The organism is Streptomyces sp., assembly GCF_019510245.1.
Taxonomy (GTDB): domain Bacteria; phylum Actinomycetota; class Actinomycetes; order Streptomycetales; family Streptomycetaceae; genus Streptomyces.
Genome location: NZ_JAEKKT010000169.1, coordinates 1 through 20176, shown reverse-complemented (window position 1 = coordinate 20176; position 20176 = coordinate 1). Strand labels below are relative to the sequence as shown.

At 70.5% G+C, this 20176-nt stretch carries 28 protein-coding genes and 1 pseudogene; 14 read left to right on the top strand and 15 right to left on the bottom strand.

The window, feature by feature from the left end:
• Positions 1-343 precede the first annotated feature (343 nt).
• The 3 genes from JF597_RS33050 (at position 344) to JF597_RS33040 (ending at position 2605) form a co-directional block, all read left to right on the top strand.
• A complete protein-coding gene (locus tag JF597_RS33050; protein WP_366916475.1) occupies positions 344-697 on the top strand; it encodes an HIT domain-containing protein in 354 nt (117 codons plus the stop codon).
• Positions 698-1366: 669 nt separating this feature from the next.
• Complete coding sequence (locus tag JF597_RS33045; RefSeq protein ID WP_294003723.1) at positions 1367-2122, top strand: helix-turn-helix domain-containing protein; 756 nt, start codon at positions 1367-1369, stop codon at positions 2120-2122.
• 186 nt (positions 2123-2308) lie between these two features.
• Complete coding sequence (locus JF597_RS33040) at positions 2309-2605, top strand: DUF6417 family protein (RefSeq protein ID WP_366916474.1); 297 nt, start codon at positions 2309-2311, stop codon at positions 2603-2605.
• Positions 2606-2695: 90 nt separating this feature from the next.
• On the opposite strand, the gene JF597_RS33035 is transcribed toward JF597_RS33040, so the two are convergent.
• Positions 2696-3103 (bottom strand): SRPBCC family protein, encoded by a 408-nt coding sequence (locus tag JF597_RS33035; RefSeq protein WP_366916477.1) that lies wholly within the window; start codon positions 3101-3103, stop codon positions 2696-2698.
• A 379-nt stretch (positions 3104-3482) separates the two neighbouring features.
• Positions 3483-4514 carry a medium chain dehydrogenase/reductase family protein gene (locus JF597_RS33030; RefSeq protein ID WP_294003719.1) on the bottom strand — a complete coding sequence of 344 codons (1032 nt, stop codon included), beginning with the start codon at positions 4512-4514 and terminating at the stop codon, positions 3483-3485.
• A gap of 160 nt (positions 4515-4674) precedes the next feature.
• Here JF597_RS33030 and JF597_RS33025 point away from each other — a divergent pair, with 160 nt between their 5' ends.
• On the top strand, positions 4675-5328 hold the full coding sequence (locus tag JF597_RS33025; RefSeq protein WP_294003717.1) for a TetR/AcrR family transcriptional regulator: 654 nt from the start codon (positions 4675-4677) through the stop codon (positions 5326-5328).
• A 437-nt stretch (positions 5329-5765) separates the two neighbouring features.
• The gene (locus JF597_RS33015; protein ID WP_294003715.1) at positions 5766-6134 is read left to right on the top strand and encodes a hypothetical protein; all 369 of its coding nucleotides are present in this window, start codon (positions 5766-5768) and stop codon (positions 6132-6134) included.
• A 249-nt stretch (positions 6135-6383) separates the two neighbouring features.
• Here JF597_RS33015 and JF597_RS33010 read toward each other — a convergent pair whose 3' ends face one another.
• On the bottom strand, positions 6384-6674 hold the full coding sequence (locus JF597_RS33010) for a hypothetical protein (protein WP_294003713.1): 291 nt from the start codon (positions 6672-6674) through the stop codon (positions 6384-6386).
• Between the two features lie 137 nt (positions 6675-6811).
• Here JF597_RS33010 and JF597_RS33005 point away from each other — a divergent pair, with 137 nt between their 5' ends.
• Positions 6812-7381, top strand: a complete 570-nt coding sequence (locus JF597_RS33005) for a TetR/AcrR family transcriptional regulator (protein ID WP_294003711.1) — start codon at positions 6812-6814, stop codon at positions 7379-7381.
• Positions 7382-7662: 281 nt separating this feature from the next.
• Here the strand turns inward: JF597_RS33005 and JF597_RS33000 are convergent, their stop codons facing one another.
• The 6 genes from JF597_RS33000 to JF597_RS32975 all read right to left on the bottom strand — a co-directional run bounded on the left by JF597_RS33000 (position 7663) and on the right by JF597_RS32975 (position 10795).
• Positions 7663-8034 (bottom strand): DUF1330 domain-containing protein, encoded by a 372-nt coding sequence (locus tag JF597_RS33000; protein ID WP_294003709.1) that lies wholly within the window; start codon positions 8032-8034, stop codon positions 7663-7665.
• Positions 8035-8059: 25 nt separating this feature from the next.
• Positions 8060-8761: an SDR family oxidoreductase gene (locus JF597_RS32995; protein ID WP_294003707.1), complete on the bottom strand. Its 702-nt coding sequence runs from the start codon at positions 8759-8761 to the stop codon at positions 8060-8062.
• Between the two features lie 79 nt (positions 8762-8840).
• Complete coding sequence (locus JF597_RS32990; protein WP_294003705.1) at positions 8841-9074, bottom strand: hypothetical protein; 234 nt, start codon at positions 9072-9074, stop codon at positions 8841-8843.
• A 122-nt stretch (positions 9075-9196) separates the two neighbouring features.
• Positions 9197-9625 carry an arsenate reductase ArsC gene (locus JF597_RS32985; RefSeq protein WP_294003703.1) on the bottom strand — a complete coding sequence of 143 codons (429 nt, stop codon included), beginning with the start codon at positions 9623-9625 and terminating at the stop codon, positions 9197-9199.
• A 25-nt stretch (positions 9626-9650) separates the two neighbouring features.
• Entirely contained in the window at positions 9651-10397 is a 747-nt protein-coding gene (locus JF597_RS32980; RefSeq protein WP_294003701.1) for an aquaporin, read from the bottom strand.
• Positions 10394-10795: a metalloregulator ArsR/SmtB family transcription factor gene (locus JF597_RS32975; RefSeq protein WP_294003699.1), complete on the bottom strand. Its 402-nt coding sequence runs from the start codon at positions 10793-10795 to the stop codon at positions 10394-10396. The genes JF597_RS32980 and JF597_RS32975 overlap by 4 nt, the downstream gene beginning before the upstream one ends.
• Before the next feature lie 108 nt (positions 10796-10903).
• Here JF597_RS32975 and arsM point away from each other — a divergent pair, with 108 nt between their 5' ends.
• Positions 10904-11776, top strand: coding sequence for an arsenite methyltransferase (gene arsM, locus JF597_RS32970; protein ID WP_294003697.1), 873 nt, complete (start codon positions 10904-10906; stop codon positions 11774-11776).
• On the opposite strand, the gene JF597_RS32965 is transcribed toward arsM, so the two are convergent.
• Both JF597_RS32965 and JF597_RS32960 read right to left on the bottom strand, forming a co-directional pair.
• Positions 11769-12488 carry a hypothetical protein gene (locus JF597_RS32965; protein ID WP_294003695.1) on the bottom strand — a complete coding sequence of 240 codons (720 nt, stop codon included), beginning with the start codon at positions 12486-12488 and terminating at the stop codon, positions 11769-11771. The genes arsM and JF597_RS32965 overlap by 8 nt on opposite strands.
• Positions 12489-13009: 521 nt before the next feature.
• On the bottom strand, positions 13010-13384 hold the full coding sequence (locus JF597_RS32960) for a hypothetical protein (protein WP_294003693.1): 375 nt from the start codon (positions 13382-13384) through the stop codon (positions 13010-13012).
• A 517-nt stretch (positions 13385-13901) separates the two neighbouring features.
• On the opposite strand from JF597_RS32960, the gene JF597_RS32955 reads away from it, so the two are divergent.
• Entirely contained in the window at positions 13902-14246 is a 345-nt protein-coding gene (locus tag JF597_RS32955; RefSeq protein WP_294003691.1) for a helix-turn-helix domain-containing protein, read from the top strand.
• Between the two features lie 479 nt (positions 14247-14725).
• On the opposite strand, the gene JF597_RS32950 is transcribed toward JF597_RS32955, so the two are convergent.
• From JF597_RS32950 to JF597_RS32940, 3 genes are read right to left on the bottom strand one after another with little or no spacing between them, the layout of a single operon-like run.
• Complete coding sequence (locus JF597_RS32950; RefSeq protein ID WP_294003688.1) at positions 14726-15103, bottom strand: hypothetical protein; 378 nt, start codon at positions 15101-15103, stop codon at positions 14726-14728.
• A complete protein-coding gene (locus tag JF597_RS32945; RefSeq protein WP_294003686.1) occupies positions 15103-15774 on the bottom strand; it encodes a hypothetical protein in 672 nt (223 codons plus the stop codon). Before JF597_RS32945 ends, JF597_RS32950 begins: the two co-directional genes overlap by 1 nt.
• Entirely contained in the window at positions 15765-16340 is a 576-nt protein-coding gene (locus tag JF597_RS32940) for an RNA polymerase sigma factor (RefSeq protein ID WP_294003684.1), read from the bottom strand. Before JF597_RS32940 ends, JF597_RS32945 begins: the two co-directional genes overlap by 10 nt.
• A gap of 163 nt (positions 16341-16503) precedes the next feature.
• Here JF597_RS32940 and JF597_RS32935 point away from each other — a divergent pair, with 163 nt between their 5' ends.
• The 5 genes from JF597_RS32935 (at position 16504) to JF597_RS32915 (ending at position 19018) form a co-directional block, all read left to right on the top strand.
• Entirely contained in the window at positions 16504-16980 is a 477-nt protein-coding gene (locus tag JF597_RS32935) for an Asp23/Gls24 family envelope stress response protein (RefSeq protein ID WP_294003682.1), read from the top strand.
• A 76-nt stretch (positions 16981-17056) separates the two neighbouring features.
• The gene (locus JF597_RS32930) at positions 17057-17224 is read left to right on the top strand and encodes a hypothetical protein (RefSeq protein WP_294003680.1); all 168 of its coding nucleotides are present in this window, start codon (positions 17057-17059) and stop codon (positions 17222-17224) included.
• Positions 17221-17637, top strand: coding sequence for an Asp23/Gls24 family envelope stress response protein (locus JF597_RS32925; protein ID WP_294003678.1), 417 nt, complete (start codon positions 17221-17223; stop codon positions 17635-17637). The genes JF597_RS32930 and JF597_RS32925 overlap by 4 nt, the downstream gene beginning before the upstream one ends.
• A gap of 48 nt (positions 17638-17685) precedes the next feature.
• A complete protein-coding gene (locus JF597_RS32920) occupies positions 17686-18384 on the top strand; it encodes a DUF6286 domain-containing protein (protein ID WP_294003676.1) in 699 nt (232 codons plus the stop codon).
• 25 nt (positions 18385-18409) lie between these two features.
• Positions 18410-19018, top strand: coding sequence for an alkaline shock response membrane anchor protein AmaP (locus tag JF597_RS32915; protein WP_294003674.1), 609 nt, complete (start codon positions 18410-18412; stop codon positions 19016-19018).
• 591 nt (positions 19019-19609) lie between these two features.
• Here JF597_RS32915 and JF597_RS32910 read toward each other — a convergent pair.
• Complete coding sequence (locus tag JF597_RS32910; RefSeq protein WP_294003673.1) at positions 19610-19831, bottom strand: hypothetical protein; 222 nt, start codon at positions 19829-19831, stop codon at positions 19610-19612.
• A 205-nt stretch (positions 19832-20036) separates the two neighbouring features.
• Between JF597_RS32910 and JF597_RS32905 the strand changes: the two are divergent.
• Positions 20037-20176, top strand: a pseudogene (locus JF597_RS32905) (DNA-directed RNA polymerase subunit alpha); the annotation flags it as partial.

Here is a 20176-nt window from a genome sequence, read left to right as displayed (position 1 = left end):
GATCCTTGTGCAGGAAGGCCGGGAGGACGACCGTACGGACGCCCGTATCTGTCTTGGTCTCGCCGGGAGCCCGCTTGCCGTTCGATGCGTGGCACGGTGATCCGGCGCGTACGGCGGTGCTCCCTCTGCCAGGGCCAAGGCGGAGGGTGACTCTGTTCACGATGCTGTGACGCCGCGCGCCAGGGGCGCCCCTCCTTTTCGAGTCGCCGGCTTGTGGCAGCGGCGCCTGTATGTCGTGCCCCTTCTGCCGGCTCATCCGCGAAGACAGCGCGCAATGGGCGGCCCGTGAACCGTCCGCCTGTGCGTTCACCCCGCTCGACCCTCTCGCCCAGGGCACACCCTGGTGGTGCCGACGGCTCATCACGCCGACGTCTTCGACACGCCCACCGAGGTACTCACCGAGACGGTCGATCTGGTCCAGCGTCTGGCGAGAGCCATGCGCGTCGGTTTGAAGGCGACTGGGGTGAATGTTCTCAACGCGAGTGGTCCAGGATCGGAACAGTCGGTACGCCACCTGCACTTCCACGCCGTTCCTCGATGGCCCGACGATGGCATCTCCACCTGGCCGACCGGACAGTCGCGGCATCCGTTCGCGGCGACCCGACCGTGCGACTCTCCGAGGCGCTGTCAGCCGGCAAGTACCGTAGAAGTTGAGGCAGAGAGTGCGAACGGGCAGCCGATGGTCACCGCTCTGTGAGGCACCAGGGACTCGAACGGTCTGCGGCCTACGGCCGTGCGCGTCGGAGCGATCAGTCCCACCAGTCGTCGCCGGTGTGCCAACGCCGCACCCACTCCTCGAAACCCCATGCCTGGTCGCCGGGGCCGGGACGGCGCCGACGTCGGCGATCATCCACACCTCGCCGCGGTGGGGACCGGTGGTCAGCAGAAGCCAGAACGACTGCCCGTCCTCGGATCCGAGAACAACGGACCCGTTGTTGAACGCGGCGTTGATCCGCGGGTCCTCGGGGCCGGCACTCTCGTCGTCCTCCCAGACCCAGGCTGTCTCCAGAGGGAACGGGTGCCCTGGCTGTCGCGGGCCGAGGTCGGGCCACGTGTCGGGCAGCCAGCCGAGCGGCTGGAGACCGCCGTCGCTGGCGGGGCCCAGGCTCGACCCGTTGCTGACTTCCGCGATGAAGGTCCGGTACGGCTCCGGCAGGGCCACCCCATTCTTTTGCTCCCACTCCGCGACGGCTCCCTGCCCGCGCGGGGGCTCGCGCCACTCCGTCGGGAACACAGAGCGCAGGAAGCCGAGAGTGGTTTCGGCGGGACGCTGATCACGGGTGTCTGTCACGGCCGCATGCTCGCAGAAGGGCCTGACAGCCCATCGTGGCCGCCTCCCCCGGATCCGCTGGCTTAGTCTGCGGGCATGACGGAGCACCCCGGGTTCGGCGCGATGCTGGCGTGGTTGCTGGACCACAGAAGGCTCACAGCACAGGAGTTGACCGAACGCGCTGGGTTGACCGCAGACGAGGTCCGGGCGGTGCTCGCGGGGAAGATTCCCACGGAGGCTCTGCTCCGGCGGCTTGCGCCTGCACTGGGCCTCCACGCCGTCGATCTGTTCATCCTCTCGGGGCGGGCGGTCCCGGAGGACCTGGCGCCGCTGGAGGCTGCGGCCGCGCAATGGGCGGCGAGCACGGTGACAGATGCGGTGCGCCTCCCCGCAACGGGACGTTGTGAAGTTCTGAAGTTGATCCGTTCGCTTCCGCAGGAGGAACGGCGTTTCGGCTTCGCCCCGAAGCATCCGGTTCCCCTCACCGGCGGTCCGGGAGCCTGGGTCGTCGGCATGCTCCAGTACCGCAACCTGAACTGGATGGGTATGGCGAAGGTGCTCGCGTTTGTGACGCCCACCTACCTGTCGGCGGCCACCTACGGCGTGATCGCCTCCGGGCGCAAGGAGCTGACCCCGCGCTTGGTGACGGACTTCGCTGCTCTGCTGGGGATCGACGCCCGCGAACTAGCTCTACTCACGGGCGTCTCCCTCCGCGAGGTGCCTCCTCCTCCGCCTCCGGAGGCCGCGGATGCCGCGGCGCTGCTGTGGGAGGCGCGACGGTTGACCGCTGCCCAGGCGCGACACGTCTCCGAGGTCGCTCGCTCGCTGCGCAGGGACTCCCCTGGCGGGTAGCCCGCCAGCCCGCCCCGACCCTGATACCCGTCGACACCCGCCCGGCTCGGTTTCGAGTTCCGAGCCAGGGCGCGCCTTGGCCTGCGTGGCCGTGGATCAAGCAATCGCCGTACCGGGCTGCCTGGCCTACATCGAGGCGAGCCCCGCCCCGAGCATCACCCCGGCGGGCCACCGGAGGGCGAGCAGTTGGCGGAGCTGCGCCGCTCGGAGGTGGAGGTCCTGCGCCTGTACGTACACCTCGGTGAACGGCTGCATGTGCCGCCGGCCGCGGGCCTGGCCGACAGGCCGCGCGCTGCTCGCCAGCTCGGCAGCCTGTGGGTCCTGTACCTGACCGCGGAGCAGATCACATCATTGGCCCGAGCCTTCTACCTGCGTGCGATGGGCGGTTCGGCCGCGGAGCCCAACCGGTTCGCCCGGCGGTACGGAGTCGCCTACCGCGTCCACCGCTCGACCGGCGGCCCGCGACTGGCCAGGCTGCCATGAGCCCGATCTGTGTTTCCGGCTGGGCACGCGAGACGAGGGCTTGCAAGGGCGCTTCCGGAGCGGCTTGTGCTCCGGAAGCGCGGGGAGGGGCTACTTGCCGACCTGGCTTTCTGCTTGGTGCTTGAGGTTGTTGACCCAGTTGTGGAGGGAGTTGTCCAGGGCGGTCTGCAGGGTGGCCTGGTCGGCGGTGACGGGGTCGCCGGTCCAGGATTCCTCGGTGTGGACGATGACGCCGTCGGTGGTCGGGGTGAAGGTCCATACGTGGATGGCGGTGATGCCCTGGGCGGGGCCGCCCCAGACCAGGCGCCGGCCGCGGACGACCTCACGGATCGTGGAGGTGATGTCCATGCCGTGGGTCTTCCAGTGGAAGGAGTTCGCGGGCAGCAGCGGGCCGTCGAGCCGGGCCTGGTCGACGTCGGTGTTCCAGTCGGCCCAGGCGTCGATGTCCGTGTGCAGGGCCCGGACGCGCTCCAGCGGGGCGTCGATCACGGCGGTCAGGCGGATGATGACGGGGGCGGTGGCGTCGATGGTGAACAGGGCCGGTGGCTTCCTCGCGGTTGGTGTGGCGTCAGGTGCGGAGGGTCGAAGGGGTTGGGGTGGTCAGTGGTCGGGTTGCGCGACGGCCGGCCGGTGTCACTGCGGGGGTGGGTGGTATCAGTCGGTGCCGTTGGCTGGGGTGTCAGTCGGCGCAGGTGGTACCGGGTACCGGGTGCCGGCGGGGCGCGGGTGGTCGGGTAGCGATGGGTGGCGTCGCGCACGCCCTGGGCGAGCGGGAACATGCTGTGGTCGTCACCTTCGCGACTGAGGGACAGCGCGGCGGGCGCGTGAACGCTGCGACCGCCGGGGGACGGATGTGTGTCGGCTTCCGCGTGGTGCGTCAGGCGTGCAGGACGACCTTTCCGGCGACGGTGCCGGACTCGGCCAGCCGCATCGCCTCAGCAGCCCGGGTGAGGGGCAGTTCGGCGGCGATCTGGGCGGTGATCTCACCGCCCCGGAGCGCTCCGAAGACCTCGGTGAGGTCGGCGCGCAGCCTGGACCGGAAACGGCCGCGGTTCAGGGCGCGGCCGGCCCAGACGTTGAAGAAGTAGGCGCGGCGGCGGTTGGGCAGGGCGTTCCACAGCCATATCCGGCCGAGGAGCTTGAGCACGGGCCACTGCTTGGAGCCCTCGTCGTCGCGGGTGGAGGCGCTGCCGTAGGAGACGAGGGTGCCGCCGGGCGCGAGCAGGCGCCAGGAGTCGACGATGCCGCGGCCGCCGACGTGGTCGAAGACGGCGTCCGCGCCGCGCGGGGCGAGCTCGCGGACGCGGGCGGGGATGTCCTCGGTGCGGTAGTCGATCGGGCTCACCCCCCGCTCCCGCAGGGCGGCGTGGTGGCGCGCGGAGGCGGTGCCGATCACGTTCGCCCCGGCGGCCTGGGCGAGTTGGACCAGGACCGAGCCGACTCCCCCGTTGGCGCCATGTACCAGGACGGTCTGCCCGGCGCGGACGCGGGCCTTGCGGTGCAGCATCTGCCAGGCCGTGATGCCGTTGATCACCACGGTCTCCGCCTCCGCCGCGCCGATCCCGTCCGGGACCGGCACCACGTCGGCGGCGTCGAGGACGACGTGGCTGGCCCAGCCGCCCACCTTCAGCAGCGCGGCCACCCGGGTACCGACGAGACCGGCGCCGACCCCGTCCCCGGCCGCCAGCACGGTGCCGACCATGTCGTAGCCGGGGACGAAGGGGAAGGGCGGCTGGTCGTAGTAGCGACCGCGGCGCATCTGCTGCTCCGCGAAGGAGACACCGGTCGCCTCCATGCGGACGACGACCTGCCCCGGCCCGGCACTCGGGACGGCACCCCGCCGCACCTGCAGTTCCTCCGGCTCGACCTTGCCCGGCAGCACGACCTCGATCATTTCTTCGGTGTTCATGGCGACCTCCATCGACTCCACCAGCATTGTTAGTGCCTGACGCGTTCGTTAGAAGTTATAACTCGATCGCGCTGTGACAGTCAAGCACGTTCGTAATAGGGTCTAACTCGGATGCCCGGACCACGGGAGCCGGCGAACACGACAAGGAAGGGATGAGCACATGGCCATCGCGGGCAAGGAGAGCCCACGTGAGCGCTACCGCGCCCAGCTACGTGCCGAGATCAAGCGGCATGCCTGGGAGCAGATCGCCGCCGCCGGGGCGCCGGGGCTGTCTCTGAACGCCATCGCCAAACAGATGGGCATGAGTGGCCCCGCGCTCTACCGGTACTTCGCCAGCCGCGACGAACTGATCACCGAGCTGATCCGCGACGCCTACCGCAGCCTCGCCGACACCATCCGCGCCACCGCCGACTCCGGCGCGGACCTGGCAGGACTGGGACACGCCCTGCGCGCCTGGGCCCTGGACGATCCCCAGCGCTACTTCCTCATCTACGGCACACCCGTCCCCGGCTACCACGCCCCCGACGACATCACCACGATCGCCTCCGAGATCATGGACGCCCTCCTCGACGCCGCCCAGCCCGGCGGCACCCCCACCGACACCCCGGACGACTCCCGCTTGGAGGCCCACCTCGCAGAGCACCGCGGGTGGGCGGCCGACCACCCCGCACCCCCGGCCGCCCTGCGCCGCGCCCTGCTCTTCTGGACCCGCCTGCACGGCATCCTCTCCCTGGAACTGGCAGGCCACTTCACCGGCATGGGACTCGACCCGGCCGAGCTGTACGAGCACGAACTGCGCCACCTGGCGCGATAGGTGCGCCTCCGCCCTCCGGTGTACAAGATCCTGTGCGTGCGGTGTGCCCGTCATCCTGCGGACTGCCGGAGCGGCATTGGCAATCCAAGCCGCGGACACGGGTGAAACAGTCGGCATGGTCGGCTCGCATCACGGTGACCGACGTTTCGTGTGGCGGAGATCAGGTGTCAGGCGCCACGCCGAGGTCGGTGAGCAGGCTGCGGATGCGGCTCTCGATCTCGACGCGGACGGGGCGCACGGCATCGACCTCCCGCCCGGCCGGATCGCCCAATTCCAGTGCGAGTGGAACGCCGTAGGCGCGGGGCGCGGAAAGCTGCCCGCGCGATCACTTCATCCCCGGTCTCGCGGTCGACCCGTCAACCTCCGGCAGCACCGCGCACCTGGCGCTGACGTACTACTACCACCCCGTAGCCAACTGCACCGCCTCCACATGCCAGTTGGACGTCGGATACGTCTCGTCGACGAACGGCGACAGCACCTGGACGGCGCCGACCCAGCTGGCCGGTCCCATCACCCACTCCTGGCTGGCGAGCACCACGCAGGGCACCATGGTCGGCGACTACATCTCGACGTCCTTCTCCGGCAGCACGGCACACCCCGTGTTCGCCGTGGCCTCGGCCCCAAGCGGCTCGGTCTTCAACGAGGCGATGTACACACCGGCATCGGGCCTCGCCGCGGCTGCCGGCACCGTCGCAGCGACGACCGCCACCGCACGTGACAACGCCGTCTCGGCCCGCCTCGCAGCGATCGCCTACGCGCAGTGGCTGGCCAACGGCGGCACCGAGGGCGGCGAGGACAGCCCCTGACCGCAGCCACCCGGGTCTGTCCTGCGATGAGCCGCCGGACAGACCCCGGTGGTGCCCGGAGCGAAGGGCAACGTGGGAGCGGCAACGGGAGAAACTCCGCAGCGCCCGGCAGCCCTGGAAAGACTCACCTGCCGATCCGGACGGCTCTCACCGACCGGGCGCGGCAGGCGGACTGAGGGCGCACTGCGGAGACTGCAACAGCCCAGCGGGCGCATGGGCCGGGCGAGTACTCGCGTGGAAGCGGCGCCATCAAGCGTCGTGGGCGTTCCGCTGGTCGGCGGTGGCCTCGCGTAGCTGTGCCCGCACCTCGGCGTCGATCCCCTGCGCCAGCCTTCGCCGAGGCTTCGCTGTCGAGTGCTGGTAGATCAGCTGGGCGCGCTCCGGGGACTGGCCGGCGCGCACCATGAGGTCCTTCAACGTGCGGGCCGGGTGCAGCAGGTTCCAGGTCATGAAGGTGGTGTTGCGGTTGGTGAAGCCGTTCTCCGGGCCGCCGGAGCCGGGGCCGAGGGAGGAGGGCCGGAAGTCACCGGCGGCTGGCACCCCCCGGCGAGGCGTTCCGCGTCCACCGACCGATAACGCCAGGTCATCCAGGGCGGGCCCGTACTCGCCGGGCCCTGCCCGGAACCCGCGGAAACCGATCGGTTTTCATTTCGTCCGCTCCGGGTTAACCTCACGGTATGAGCACCGACGTGAAACTCAGCCCCAGGGAGCGCCTGCTGGAGGCGGCGGCCACCCTCACCTACCGAGACGGCGTCAGCATCGGGGTCGAGGCGCTGTGCAAGGCGGCGGGGGTGTCGAAGCGCTCCATGTACCAGCTGTTCGAGAGCAAGGACGAGCTCCTGGCGGTGAGCCTGAAGGAGCGCGCCTCCGCCTACGCGGAAACCCTCCTGCCCGAGGCGGACGACGGCCGGTCGCCCCGCGAGCGGATCCTGCACGTTTTCGAGCAGGTGGAATCGCAGGCAGGGGCGCCCGAGTTCCGGGGCTGTCGGTATCTGGCGGTGCAGGTCGAGCTCAAGGACCAGAGTCACCCGGCGAGCCGTGTGGCTCACGAGGTCAAGGCGAATCTGACGGCCTTCTTCCGCGCCGAGGCCGAGCAGGGCGGGGCGGGCGATCCCGATCTGCTGGCCCGGCAGCTCAGCCTGGTCTTCGACGGCGCGAGCGCCCGCGCCGGAATTCAGGCCGACAACCTGAGCGGGCTCGTCACACCCACCGTGGCCACCCTGCTCGACGCGGCAGGCGTGCACTGACGCGTCCCCGTTCGGAGCGTTCCGGGGTACGTCGAGGTCGGCTGCGCGTAGGCGTCCGGATGGCGGCAGGTCGGCCGGTGGCACTCGTCACGGGTACGTCGTCCGGCACTGGCAGGGGAAGCGCGCTCGCGCCGGTAGCGGCGGGTCCCGCACGGTCGCGCCGCCACCGGCCGCAGCACTGGCCCTGGACCGCGAGATCACCGCCGCCCTCGAACGGCTCGCCCTCCGGAAAGCGAAAGGGCCCACCGACTCCGTCGGCGGACCCTCACGAACGATCGAGGCTAGGGCTTGAGTACCGCCAGTACGTCGTCGAGCGAAACGTCGGCGGGGTCGCTCATGTCGGAACCATCGAAAGTCTGCCAGATGTAGGACGCCGTCCCGCTCTCCCGCAACGGATGCAGGTCGGCCAGGTCCGGATCGTCCCGGAAGCTGTTGAACGCCTCTTCGGACTCCCATTCAGCGAGAAACAGAACCTGTCGTGGCGCGAGGTCACCGGCTACGTTGTCCCGGAAACGGCCGAACGCCACCATCCGGCCGCCGTATTGCGGAGCCGCTTCGGGCAAGCGGCTGAAATACGCGAGGTATTTCTCCCAGTCGACCACGTCGAACATGTTCAGGGCGTAGAACTTCTTCTTCTGTGAATTCGCGCTCACCGATATATCCCGCCGGGTGCCGGGTCTACTTGGCGAGCTGGGGGTACAGTCCGGCCAGGTCACCGGCCAGGCCCGCCTTGACCTGCCGCGAGATGTCGTCGGCGAGGACCTCGTGGGCGTCGGCCTCGATGCCGTCGAGGGCGAGTGCGGCCACGACACGGGGGTCGGACTTGGGGGCGTCGACGCCTGTCGTCAGGTCGGTGTCGACGTAGCCGACGTGCAGTCCGGTGACGGCGATGCCGCGCGGCTGCAGCTCCAGGCGCAGGGAGTTGGTCTGCGACCACAGAGCGGCCTTGGAGGCGCTGTAGGAGCCGCCGAGCGCGAGCCAGGAGAGCACCGAGTGGACGTTGAGGAGATGGCCGCCGCCGTTGCGCTCGATGACCGGCACGAAGGCCCGGGCGACGAGGAGCGGGCCGTAGAAGTTGGTCTCGAACTCCCGGCGCACGTCGTCGACCGGGGAGTCGAGGAAGGACGCGTTGACCGAGGCACCGGCGTTGTTGATCAGCACGGTGACGTCCCCCGCCTGTGCGGCGGCCGCGGCCACCGCGGCCGGGTCGGTGACCTCCAGCGCCACCGGCACCGCGTCGGGGTGCGTCACGGTGCGCGGGTCGCGGGCGGTGGCATAGACCTTGCCGGCGCCGCGCGCGTACAGCTCCTCCACCAGGGCCTTGCCGATACCGCGGCTGCCGCCGGTGACGAAGACGTTGGCGCCCTTCAGAGCGGTCATGACTACCTCCAGAAGATGGGAGACCGATCGGTTTCCCATGAAGGGTAAACCGATCGGTTTCCAGGCGCAAGCTCAAGCGTCAGCCGATCCCGGCCGCGTCGGAGGGGCGGCTCGGGCCACCGAAGGCCGGACTGCGCGGCGGCCGGTGCGCCGGCTGCCGCAGGGGCGTCACCGCGATCCAGTACCGGAAGGGGGCAGGGGTGCCGTGGACGTTCTTGCTTGCACGTTTCGCGAAGTGGAAGGCCGATTTCGCGGCCGTTCCGGCTGAGCCGAAGCGCAGGGCCGCATGGGCCGGTCCATGGCGTCCACGCATGCCGCCTCCTTGCGGCACCGCCTCGACGAGGCTCTCGGACGCTCCTGTGGCGGCTTCACCGGCAGGCTCCGCAAAAGGTGGACTACTTCCGAGAGCGCGAGTTCGATTCGCGTGGGGGGGTGTCAGGCTCCGGCCTGCGCGCCGAGGTCGGCGAGCAGGGTGCGGATGCGGTGCTCGATCTCGTCGCGGATGGGGCGTACGGCGTCGATGCCCTGCCCGGCCGGGTCGTCCAACTGCCAGTCCAGGTAGGTCTTTCCGGGGAAGACGGGGCAGGTGTCGCCGCAGCCCATCGTGATCACCACGTCCGATGCCTGGACGGCCTCCGTGGTGAGGATCTTGGGGGTCTCGGCGGAGATGTCGATGCCGACCTCGCTCATCGCCGCTACGACGGCGGGGTTGACCGTGTCCGCGGGGGCGGAGCCGGCCGAGCGGACCTCCACCGCGTCTCCGGCGAGGTGGGTGAGGAAGGCGGCGGCCATCTGGGAGCGGCCCGCGTTGTGGACGCAGACGAAGAGGACGGAGGGGCGGTCGGCGGTGGGAGCACTGGGCATGGTGATGATCTTCCTGGGGGACCGGTCAGGGGAGGGTGGGGGCGGTGAGTTCGGGCTCGCCGTGGATCGTTGGGGTGTCCGGCTGTGCGGGAGCGGGGCGGCCGAAGACCGCTGCCACGAGCGCCAGGCCGAGTAGCGCGCCGCCGATCTGCGCGGCCGTGAAGGGAGCGACCGAGCCGGGTGCGATGCCGGTGAAGGTGTCCGTGAAGGCCCGGCCGATCGTCACGGCCGGGTTCGCGAACGACGTCGACGACGTGAACCAGTACGCGGAGCCGATGTACGAAGCCACCGCCACCGGGGCGAAGCGGTCGCGGCCGGCTCGGGTCAGGCCGAAGATCAGGAGGACGAGGCCGGCGGTGGCCACGGTCTCGCCCAGGAGCAGGTGACCGGCCGAGCGGTCGTGTGTCGACCAGCGCACCAGCGGCCTGCCGAACATGGCGTCGGCCAGGACCGCACCCGCAATCGCTCCCGCGATCTGGGCGGGAACGTAGACGGCGACGTCCCGCCCGCCCAATCCGGCGCCTGTCCGGCGACCGGTGAACCAGGCCGCGAGCGTGACGACAGGGTTGAAGTGGGCGCCCGAGACGGGGCCGAGCAACGTGATGAGGACACCGAGCCCGAAGACGGTGGCCAGGGAGTTGGCGAGCAGCTGGACGCCGACGTCTCGCGACAGCTCGGTGGCCTGGATGCCCGAACCGACCACGACCGCGACCAGACCGGCGGTACCGACGGCCTCGGCCAGGGCGCGGCGCCCCAGGGAGGCGCCCGTCACGCCGGGGTCTTCGCGGTCGTCGCGGTCGTCGCGGTCTTCGCTGTCGTCGGGGTCGTGAGGAAGGCGGAGAGCCGGTCGAGAGCCTCCGGGAGTGCCCAGTAGTAGACCCAGGTGCCGCGGCGCTCGCAGTCGATGAGCCCGGCCTGCCGGAGGAGCTTGAGGTGGTGGGAGATGGTCGGCTGGGACAGGTCGAAGGCCGGGGTCAGCTCGCAGACGCAGACCTCGCCGCCGTCGCCGCGCGAGGCGATCATCGACAGCAGGCGGAGCCGGACCGGATCACCGAGGGCCTTGAACACCTTCGCCAGGTTGGCCGCCTGTCGCTCGTCCAGTGGCGAGGAGGCCAGCCCCGGGCAGCAGGCCGTGTCCTGGCCCAGCACCTCAAGCTCTTGATTCGACATGCCTCTATGTTGACGTTTTTCGATCCAAGGCGCAAGGTTGCATCAATGAACGTCAATACAGGCCGTTCCGGGGCATCGCCATGCCCCGTCTCACCCAGAGGTGACGCCATGAGCGAGCAGTCCACCGAACTGCGCGAAACAGTCCGGCAGCGGTATGCCGCGGCAGCCGTGAAGGTGACCGAGGGCGGCCGCGGCTGTTGCGGGCCGCAGCCGGTCGAGGTCGACGAGAACTTCGGCTCCGCTCTCTACGCCGACGACGAGCGCGCCGTCCTGCCCGCCGAAGCGGTCGCCGCATCCCTCGGCTGCGGCAACCCCACCGCCGTTGCCGAACTCCGCGTGGGCGAACGCGTCCTGGACCTCGGCTCCGGCGGCGGCATCGACGTCCTGCTCTCCGCCCGCCGCGTCGGCCCGACAGGCAAGGCGTACGGGCTGGACATGACCGAGGAGATGCTCGCCCTGGCGCTCGGCAACGCGCGCACGGCGGGCGCGGCCAACGTCGAGTTCCTCAAGGGCACCATCGAGGCGATCCCGTTGCCCGCGGACACCATCGACGTCGTCATCTCCAACTGCGTGATCAATCTGTCCGTCGACAAGCCCGCCGTCTTCGCCGAGACCTTTCGTGTCCTGAGGCCCGGCGGACGTATCGGCGTCTCGGACGTCGTCGCCGACGACACCCTCACCCCCGGACAGCGGGCAGAGCGCGGGGACCACGTCGGCTGCATCGCCGGCGCCCTGTCCTTCGCCGAGTACCGCGAGGGCCTGGCGGCCGCAGGCTTCACGGACATCGAGATCACCCCGACGCACCCGGTCGCCGACGGCATGCACTCCGCCGTCGTCCGCGCGGTCAAGCCCTCCGGCGCCGCCGGGGAGAGCGGTGCCACGGCAACAGCCGAGTCGTGCTGCGGTGTATCCGCGTGCTGTACCCCGGACGAGCGGGCCGCCGACCTTTCGCGAGATCAGGGCCGGCCGGACATCAGGTGAACCGGGCGTTGCTGATGTCGATGGAGACCATCGTCCGGTCCAGGATCGGGCGGTTGCCCGCATCGCTGCGGTAGGCCCGGCGTCTGGTGGGCAGGCGGATCCCGTTCGCTTCCACGGTGTCGTAGACGTACTGCGCCGCGGTGAACCCGCCTGCGATGTCGACGCGATAGTCATGCCGGCGCAGCAGATGGTCGGGGCCGAAGTAGAACTCCTGCTCGGTGCTGTGGCCGGCGATGTCGGCCGGGAAGGCGGCCCGGAGTCCGTGCCAGAGTTCGTCTCCTTCTCGCCATGGTTCGATTTCGGTGACGGTGAAGCCGGGCATCGCCAGCAGGAAGGGCGTCGTGAGATACGTCCACAGCGCGTATCCGTTGAAGTAGGCGCGGTCCAGCGGGTCCCAGGGGGTGTCGAGCTCGTGGCCGGTGAAGGACTTCCGTGGTTGGGCGCGTTCGGCTACGACGCGGCCGTCGAGTTTTTCGATGCTGACGCGGTCGGCCCTGAAGTCGGTCTTCTGGTCGGGAGCGCCGAACGGCATCACGGAGGCGTGCTGCTCGTGCAGCCAGACGGTCATCTCCCGAGGGGTGGGGTCCTGCGGCATCCCCTTGATGAGGAACATGTCGCCACCGCTGACGATGGTGGCGCGGACCGTGGTGAGTGCGTTCCAGCGGTCGAGGCCACCATGGGCATCGAGGACCTGTGCGAGCAACGTGTTCATGTCCGTCTCCTGCTCGAACGTGCCAGGCGGCTGTGGCGGGAGTGTCATCGTTCGTGCGGTCCGGCTTCGGCGACCCAGCCGCGGTCAGGCGGTCCGCGGTCCTCGTCAGCCGGGCGGCTCTCTCATCGTTCACAGGTTCACCGGCGTCCCGCACCTGGGCGCTGAACGCGAGGACGCCGCCGACACCGTCGGGACCGGTGTGGACAGCGCGTATCCGGCGGTCCACGTCGCGTGCGCGGTTGCTGGTGCGCGGGTTCGTTGCGCTCCGCCGGGGGAGGGCGTAGGGGTTTCCTTGTACCGCCCTGCGTGCGGAGCCGCGGCCGGGTCCCGGGCGTCCTCACCCTCTCGCGGTGATCCGCCTCGCCCCGGGGCGGCCCGCTCTCCCCGTCTGCCGGCCTCGATGAAGGGCGTGGGGTCCGAGCGCGTCACGGGTTCGGTCCGTGACCGCCGGCCGCCGCCGTGGGCGTCCTGCTCCAGGTCGCCCCGGCACGGCTCGGCGCCCCCGTTGCGGGGGCGGCGGCTCACTGGTCGAAGTAGCTGAGATCGCCCACGGTCCAAGCGCTGACGTCCTTGATCGCGACTCGGTACATGCCGCCCGTCTCCGGGATGCCCACGCTTCCCTGCAGGATCCGGGCGAGATGAAAGTGCAGATGTGTGGGCGCCTCGCCGCGACCAGGCTCGTCCCGGCGCGGGCCGCGGGCGAAGACGTCCGAGAACGGGCCGAGACGGTCCGAGTCCTTCAGGACCTCCGCCACCCGCTCCCGCCATACGGCCTCGGGAGCCAGCCGGCCGGTGATGACGGCACCGCCGACGACCACGGTCAGCGACATCTGATTGCTTGGCTCGGACTCCACTGCGGCGGAGATGCCGACGAGCAGCTCATCAGGGTTCGACATGACATCAGAGTTTATTCGGCGCTCCGGACTTCGAACCGCCCGCGGGGCGTGAAGTGGCTGCGCGGGTGACAGGAGATCGGTCCCGGCGAACCGGTGAGGGCCGACCGCGGCAAGACTGTCCCTCCGCCAGAAGGAGGAAACCTGCTTCTGTGAGAGTAGATTTTGGTTCCTGGTATGGGTATGCTTCCTGTCGTAGACACGGTCCGACGAGACCTGCCAGACACGAACTGGCGGGTGGCTGAGTACCAGGTAGTGGTTGGTTCGGAAAGGAACGGAGGAGCAGACGCCATCAGGATCGCCCGGCCCGAGAGGCACTCGGCCCGGGTACCGCAAGACCCCGGATTGGATGGTGGTCCCCGGTCACGCAGCTGCGATCCCCCGCTCCGCCCTGCCGGGCCGGGTAGCGGAAACAGAAGGTCGGCACAGCAGTAGGGCCGACAGATGGTGTTGAATTCCCTTCGGGGCCCTGGTGCCGTACGGCACCAGGGCCCCTCGACGCGTTGCACAGCGAGGTGACATGACATCGGACAATCCTCTGAATGGTCGTCTGGACGACGACGACTACCCCGCGTACACGATGGGACGGGCCGCCGAGATGCTCGGCACCACCCCGGGCTTCCTCCGGGCCCTCGGTGAGGCCCGTCTGATCACCCCGCTCCGCTCGGAGGGGGGCCACCGCCGGTACTCCCGCTACCAACTGCGGATCGCTGCTCGTGCCCGCGAACTCGTCGACAAGGGGACCCCGATCGAGGCCGCGTGCCGCATCGTCATCCTCGAGGACCAGCTTGAGGAAGCGCAGCGCATCAACGCCGAGTACCGCCGTGCTGCCAGCGAATCGGCGACGAGTCCCGGATCCGGCTGAACACGCGACGCGAGCCGTATCGGGAGCGCCCTCGGAGTCGGCACCGACCGCATCGCTGCGAGAGGCCCCCATCAGATCCGCCGCACCGACGATGCCTGTTCTCTGCGCGTCGACGACGTCGGACACCGGAGCCGTGCGCTCGCCAAGGCCCCTGGGCTGGCCGACGGAGGCAGCGGCGCCGAGCGCGGAGCCCGCTGCCGGGCCGCCGCCCACACCTCTCGCCGTCGGGCCGGGTCCCGCCCGGCTCAGCTGTGCGGCGGCTGGTACTTGCCCGCGGAGGCGTGCGCAGGGCCAGGAGGGCGACAGCGCCCTTGCCCCGTGTCGCCAAGAATCCGCGCGATCCGGCGGCTCGGACGGGCTGCACTCGGAGCGCGACGGCGCGACTGCCCGGACGGCGTGGGCCGGAGGGCGAAGAGCGCTACGCACACCACTCGCGTGAGCGCCCCGGCGCCGACGGCTCCAGGACCTGAGTGTGGGGCTCACGCCGGGGGGTGCCGAGCGACGATGCGGGTCACCGTGACCGTGACGGTGACCGCTTCCGGGGCGCCGTGTGCGGCGAGGTGGGAGACGACAGCGGCCTGTACCCGGTCGTGGACGCTGCGGGCGGTGTCCAACGCTCTGTGTCCTTCAGCCAGGATGCAGCGCACCTCGACGTGCCATCCCGAGCCGTCCGGCGCCCGGTCGGCGCGAACCCCCGCCTCGGGCGGGGTGTGTGCGGCTGTTGTCCCTGGCCGTGTGGGCAAGGCGGCTGCCGCGAGGCGGTGGGCGAGGCGGGGCTGCAGGCCGGCCACGCCGGGAACCGCGAGGGCGGCCTCGGCCGCGACGCCGAGGGGAGGGAGCGTGCCGGTGGTCGCCATCACGTTCCACTGCCTGTGCTGTGCCCGGAGCCCACAGGGTCGAGAGGCAAGAACGGTTCCAGTACGTCGACCACGATGATGTCGACGGCCGTCACGGCCAACCCCAGGGCCTGTCCGGCGGCGCGGACGACTGATCGGCGTACCTGATCGACCCTCTCGGGCAGCGGACGGTCCAGGTCGACGGCGAGGGTCATGGTCACCTCCACGCCGCTGCCCCCAGCTGTGCATACGATCCGGCAGGCTGCGGCTCTCGCACCGGGGACCGTATCCGCGGCCTGCCGCAGCGCCTTCGCCGCGGCGCTCTCGGCGATCTGCAGATCCCGCTCCGTGTCAGCCAGCGGCAGCGACCGTCCGAGCCTGACTTCGGCCCTGACGATGCTCATGACGCGGTCGGCGAGCGCCTGCAGGCCGGGAGGGTCCTTGGCGCGCAGCGCCCACGTCGCCGCGTTCAACGTGGCCAGTCCCTCGACGGCCTCGCGGCACTGCGGACATGACGTGGTGTGCGGATCCGCAGCCGGAGCGGCGTCCTGTGCCTGCTCCCAGACCTGGCTGAGCAGGCGGCCGCAGGTCAGTACCTCGTCACCTGCGAGCGCGAGCGGGGCCGCCGCGTCGGGAGGCTCAACGTCTCCGAGCGGTTCGGCAGGCCGCGCGTGCGGGTCGTCTAGCGCCATGGGGCCATCGCCTCCTTCAGCGACCGGCGTGCCCTGAACAGCCTGCCGCGCACCGTCTGCTCACTGGCACGGGTCACGTGCGCGATCTCCTTGTAGGACAGGCCCTGCAGCTCCCGCAGGATCCAGCAGACACGCTGTTCGGCGTCCAGCTCGCCGAGGGCGCACGCCAGGGCGGCCGCGGCTGCGTCCTGCTCGGCGGCTCGGGCGGGTGAACTCCGCCCGTCGCCCGTCGCGGGTTCGGAGACGGAGTCCAGTGGGAGGGGCGGCAGTCGGCGGCGGCGTGTGTTCAGACAACGGTTGACCGTGATCCGGTAGATCCACGTGCGGAACTCCGCGCCGTGACGGTATTCCGGCAGTCGCCGCCAGGCACTGACGAAGGCGTCCTGAACGGCCTCCTCGGCATCCTGTGCGTTGCCGAGCAGGTGGCAGGCCAGGGCGAGGAGGGGACGGCTGTGCCGCTGGACCAGAACAGCGAAGGAGTCCTCGTCCCCCTCGGCGGCCCGCACGGCCAGCAGCCCGTCCGGCAGGTCGCGTCCCAGTAGTGAAGAACCGTTCCGTTCGCTCATGCCACTCCTGCTCACGGGTCACTACGAGCGCGTACCCGCACCGCATGAATGTGATGCACATCACATTACCTTCGCGTGAGAAGTCGAATGCCGGATATGTCCAATTCTTCGAGGGCATCACGCCGGTGCCCGAGCGACCGACCGACCGATCGAGGCGACCGTCATGACGGACATCAGCACCAGCGCCGCCGGAGACACTCGGCCCGGTGGAGGCGAGACCGCGCTGAAGGGCCGTACCGGCGCCGGGGCTTTGGCGGGGACAAGGGGGAAGACCACCATCGCGGACAGTGTGGTGGCCAAGATCGCGGGCATGGCCGCCCGTGAGGTACCGGGCATCCACAACCTCGGGGCGGGGATGGCCCGCGCCATCGGTGCCATGCGGGAACGTGTCCCCGGCGCGGGCGGCGGCGTCACCCGAGGGGTGAAGGTGGAGGTGGGGGAGAGCCAGGCCGCCGTGGACCTGGACGTCGTCGTCGAGTACGGCGTCTCGATCGTCGATGTCGCCGGCGACGTGCGCACCGACGTGATCAGCGCCGTGGAGCGGATGACCGGACTGGAGGTCGTCGAGGTGAACATCGCCGTCGACGACGTCCACCTCCCCGACGAGGAGGAGGAACCGGAGGACGGCCGCGTGAGGTGACCCACCATGATCCGCCGCCGCGCACTGGCGCGAACGGTGTCATTCGGATGGCGCTCGCGAGATGGGTGAGTGAGTGATGAACGCAGCGACTATGGGCCTCGGGGCCGGGATGGCCCTGGGCTTCGCCGGTTACTTCGGCGGTTTCTGGGCATTCCTGCTGGTTCTCGTCCTGGGGGCGGCGGGTCTGGTCGTCGGCCTCGTCCTTCAGGGCGACCTCGACCTCCCGGCACGGAGGCAGCGGTGAATGCCCGACCCGGCTCCGTCGGCCCTCCCGACGCCGGGCCCGGCCCACCGGCGCGGGTTGTAGGGCTGCCGCCCCCGGCCGAGCGAGGCGCCACCGTCATTCCCGACAAGGTGGTGGCCCGGATAGCAGCTCAGGCCGCACGTGCGGCTCAGTCCCGGCGGGCCGCCCTGCCGCCTGACCGGAGCGGATCGGCAGCGCCCACCGCCTCTGCCGCCGTCCACACCGGCTCGGTGCGCCTGCACCTGACCCTGGACCTGCCCTATCCCACCGACATCCCCCACGCCTGCGAGCGGATTCAGCACGACGTCGCCGAGCGGGTGGCTCAGCTGACCGGCCTGCACGTGGGAGAAGTCGCCCTCACCATCCGTCGGCTGGTGACCGCCGCCGGCGCGAACCGGGGACGGGTCCGGTGAGCCGCCGTGCCCGGCCGCCCGGCATGCCGCCCATGAAGGAGGACCGGAATGACACCCGACCCGGGCCCTCCCGCCCCACGCCTCGAACGGCCCCCGCACCGTGACACGGTTCCGCCGGAGGAGCCGACCGAGCCCCCACCGCCCGGACGCGACACGCTCCCGCCGGGCACAGCGGCGGCCGGCCACAAACGCGGGCACACCACCCACCGCCCGTGGTCCGCGCGCCGCCTTCCGGCCGCGCTCGTCGCCTCGGTGATTGCCGCGGCGGCAGGCGCGGCGCTGATCGATGTCGTCGCCGTACGAGCGGGACGCCAGGCAGCAGCTTGGCGAAAGCAGCTGGCCGACGAACTCGCCACCCGTCCGGTGGGCGATGTGTGGATGCTCACCGGAGCCGCCGTGGCGGCTGCCGTCGGCGTCTGGCTGATCGCCCTGGCGCTCACACCCGGCCTACGCCGCCGACTGCCGTTGCGCTCGCCGGGCGACTGTCCCCCGCCCCAGCTGCGGGCCTCACTGGACCGCGACGGCGCCGCCGTCCTGCTCCGCGACGCCGCCATGCAGGTCTCGGGCGTGAGCAGAGCACGTATTCGGGTGCGCCGCCACCGCATCAAAGCCCGCGTGGACGTCCGCTTCCGAGATCCGGAGCAGGTGAAGGACGACCTCGCCACCGTCCTCAGCGAAGAACGCGGCAGGCTCGCCCTCTCCCGTCCCCCACGAATCGTCGTACGGGTGCGGCAACGCACCGTCTGACCGACACCCAGCCGGAGCCCCTCCCATGACGCCGCGATCCGTACTCAACCGCATTCTGCTGGCCCTCACCGGACTGGTACTGCTCGGCGGCGGCCTGCTGACAGGCGCCGCCGGCCTGGACTTCTACCGGCGCCAAGACCTGGCGCCGCCCGCCGGCTGGCCTCTGACCACCCCGGACGACGTCCTGCTCAGCTCCGCGGACCGGGCCCGCTGGAGCAGCCAGGGCTGGTGGTGGTGGCCCGCGGTCATCGCCGGCCTCACCCTGATCACCGTCCTGGCCCTGTGGTGGCTGCTGGCCCAACTGCGCCGACGTCACCCCGGCGGGGTATCCGTCGGCGGTACGCCCCCGCAGGAAGGCGTCGAACTCCGCGACCGCGCACTCAGCGACGCGATCGCCACCGACGCCGGCGCCCTGCCCGGCGTCCAGGAGGCCGACGTCCGCATCACGGGTCGACGTGCCCGCCCTCGTACCCGCATCGCCCTCACCCTCGCCCCTCGGGGAGCACCCGACGCCGCCCTCGACGCCCTCTGCCAAGGCCCGCTGCGCACCGCGCGCCAGTGCACAGGCTCCCCGGCCATGCCCGCCGAGGCCCGCTTGCGCGTCGTCCGTCACCCACCCCACCGCGCGCTGTAGACCCGAGCCCCGGACGCAGCCGGGCCGGGGGACCGAGGCGCCTGTTGCAGACGTCGAGAAGGGCGCCGACCCTGTGGAGGCGACGGGCGCGTACTACCCGACGATCACCTACTGCACCAAGGAAGCACCCAGTGCCTGCCGTCCGAGCTGAGCCGCGACATCCACGCAGCGGAAGTCATGCGCACCGTCGCTTTCCACACTGCGAGCGCGAGTTCGATTCTCGTCACTCGCTCCATGGAGAAGGCCCAGGTCAGAGACCCGGGCCTGTTTGCTGTCCATGGTGATCAGCTGTCGCGGGCCAGGTGCGGGCCAGAGGGCTGATCGTCGGGGCCGGCTGTGACTCCCTGCTGCCTTCGGCTACGCCGCACGCACGCGCCAGGCCGGCTCCTGTGCCTCCTCAGGCAGGAATGCTTCGTCTTCCCCGAAGTCCGGGGTCTGGAAGGGGTTGGTCGTCGGAGGTGGCGATGCCGGCGTGGTGTAGCCGGGCTGCCCTTCCATGGCGGAGAACAACGACGTCGGATCGATGAGAGGTCTCGCTTTCGTTGCGGGTCCCTGCTGGGGCCTGGCGTGCCATGGCAGGGCACAGCGGTTCTACAGCTTGGTCATCTTCGTGTACGGGCTCAGGATCCGCATCTGCTCCGAGCCGAAATCCACGAGTGCCGCGATTCCGTCCTCGATGCCGATCACTCGGCCGAGGCCGTAGACGTCGTGTGTGACCTGGTCGCCCACGGCGAAATGCCGGGGAGCTGGTGCGACCGGGGCTTTGAAGGGGCTGGTGGGCAGATGACGCTTCGGTGCAGCGGGCTTAGTCATTGCCTCCAGTATGTGCCCACGAACTGCGCCGGTGGCCGCCCCGTTCATCATCGGATCCCATCTCGGCAGGAGCTGAGCCCGCCGACCGGTCGGCGGGCAGACGGGCGCTGTCGGGCGGTTCGGCTTCGTAGACGGCCGCACCCCCCGTACCCTTCGGGGACCACGGCGTCAGATTGCGGGCGCCAGACATTGGAGGCAATACCTCGTGCTGATCGCTCAGCGTCCCTCGTTGACCGAAGAGGTCGTCGACGAGTTCCGCTCCCGGTTCGTGATCGAGCCGCTGGAGCCGGGCTTCGGCTACACCCTCGGCAACTCCCTCCGCCGTACCCTCCTCTCCTCGATCCC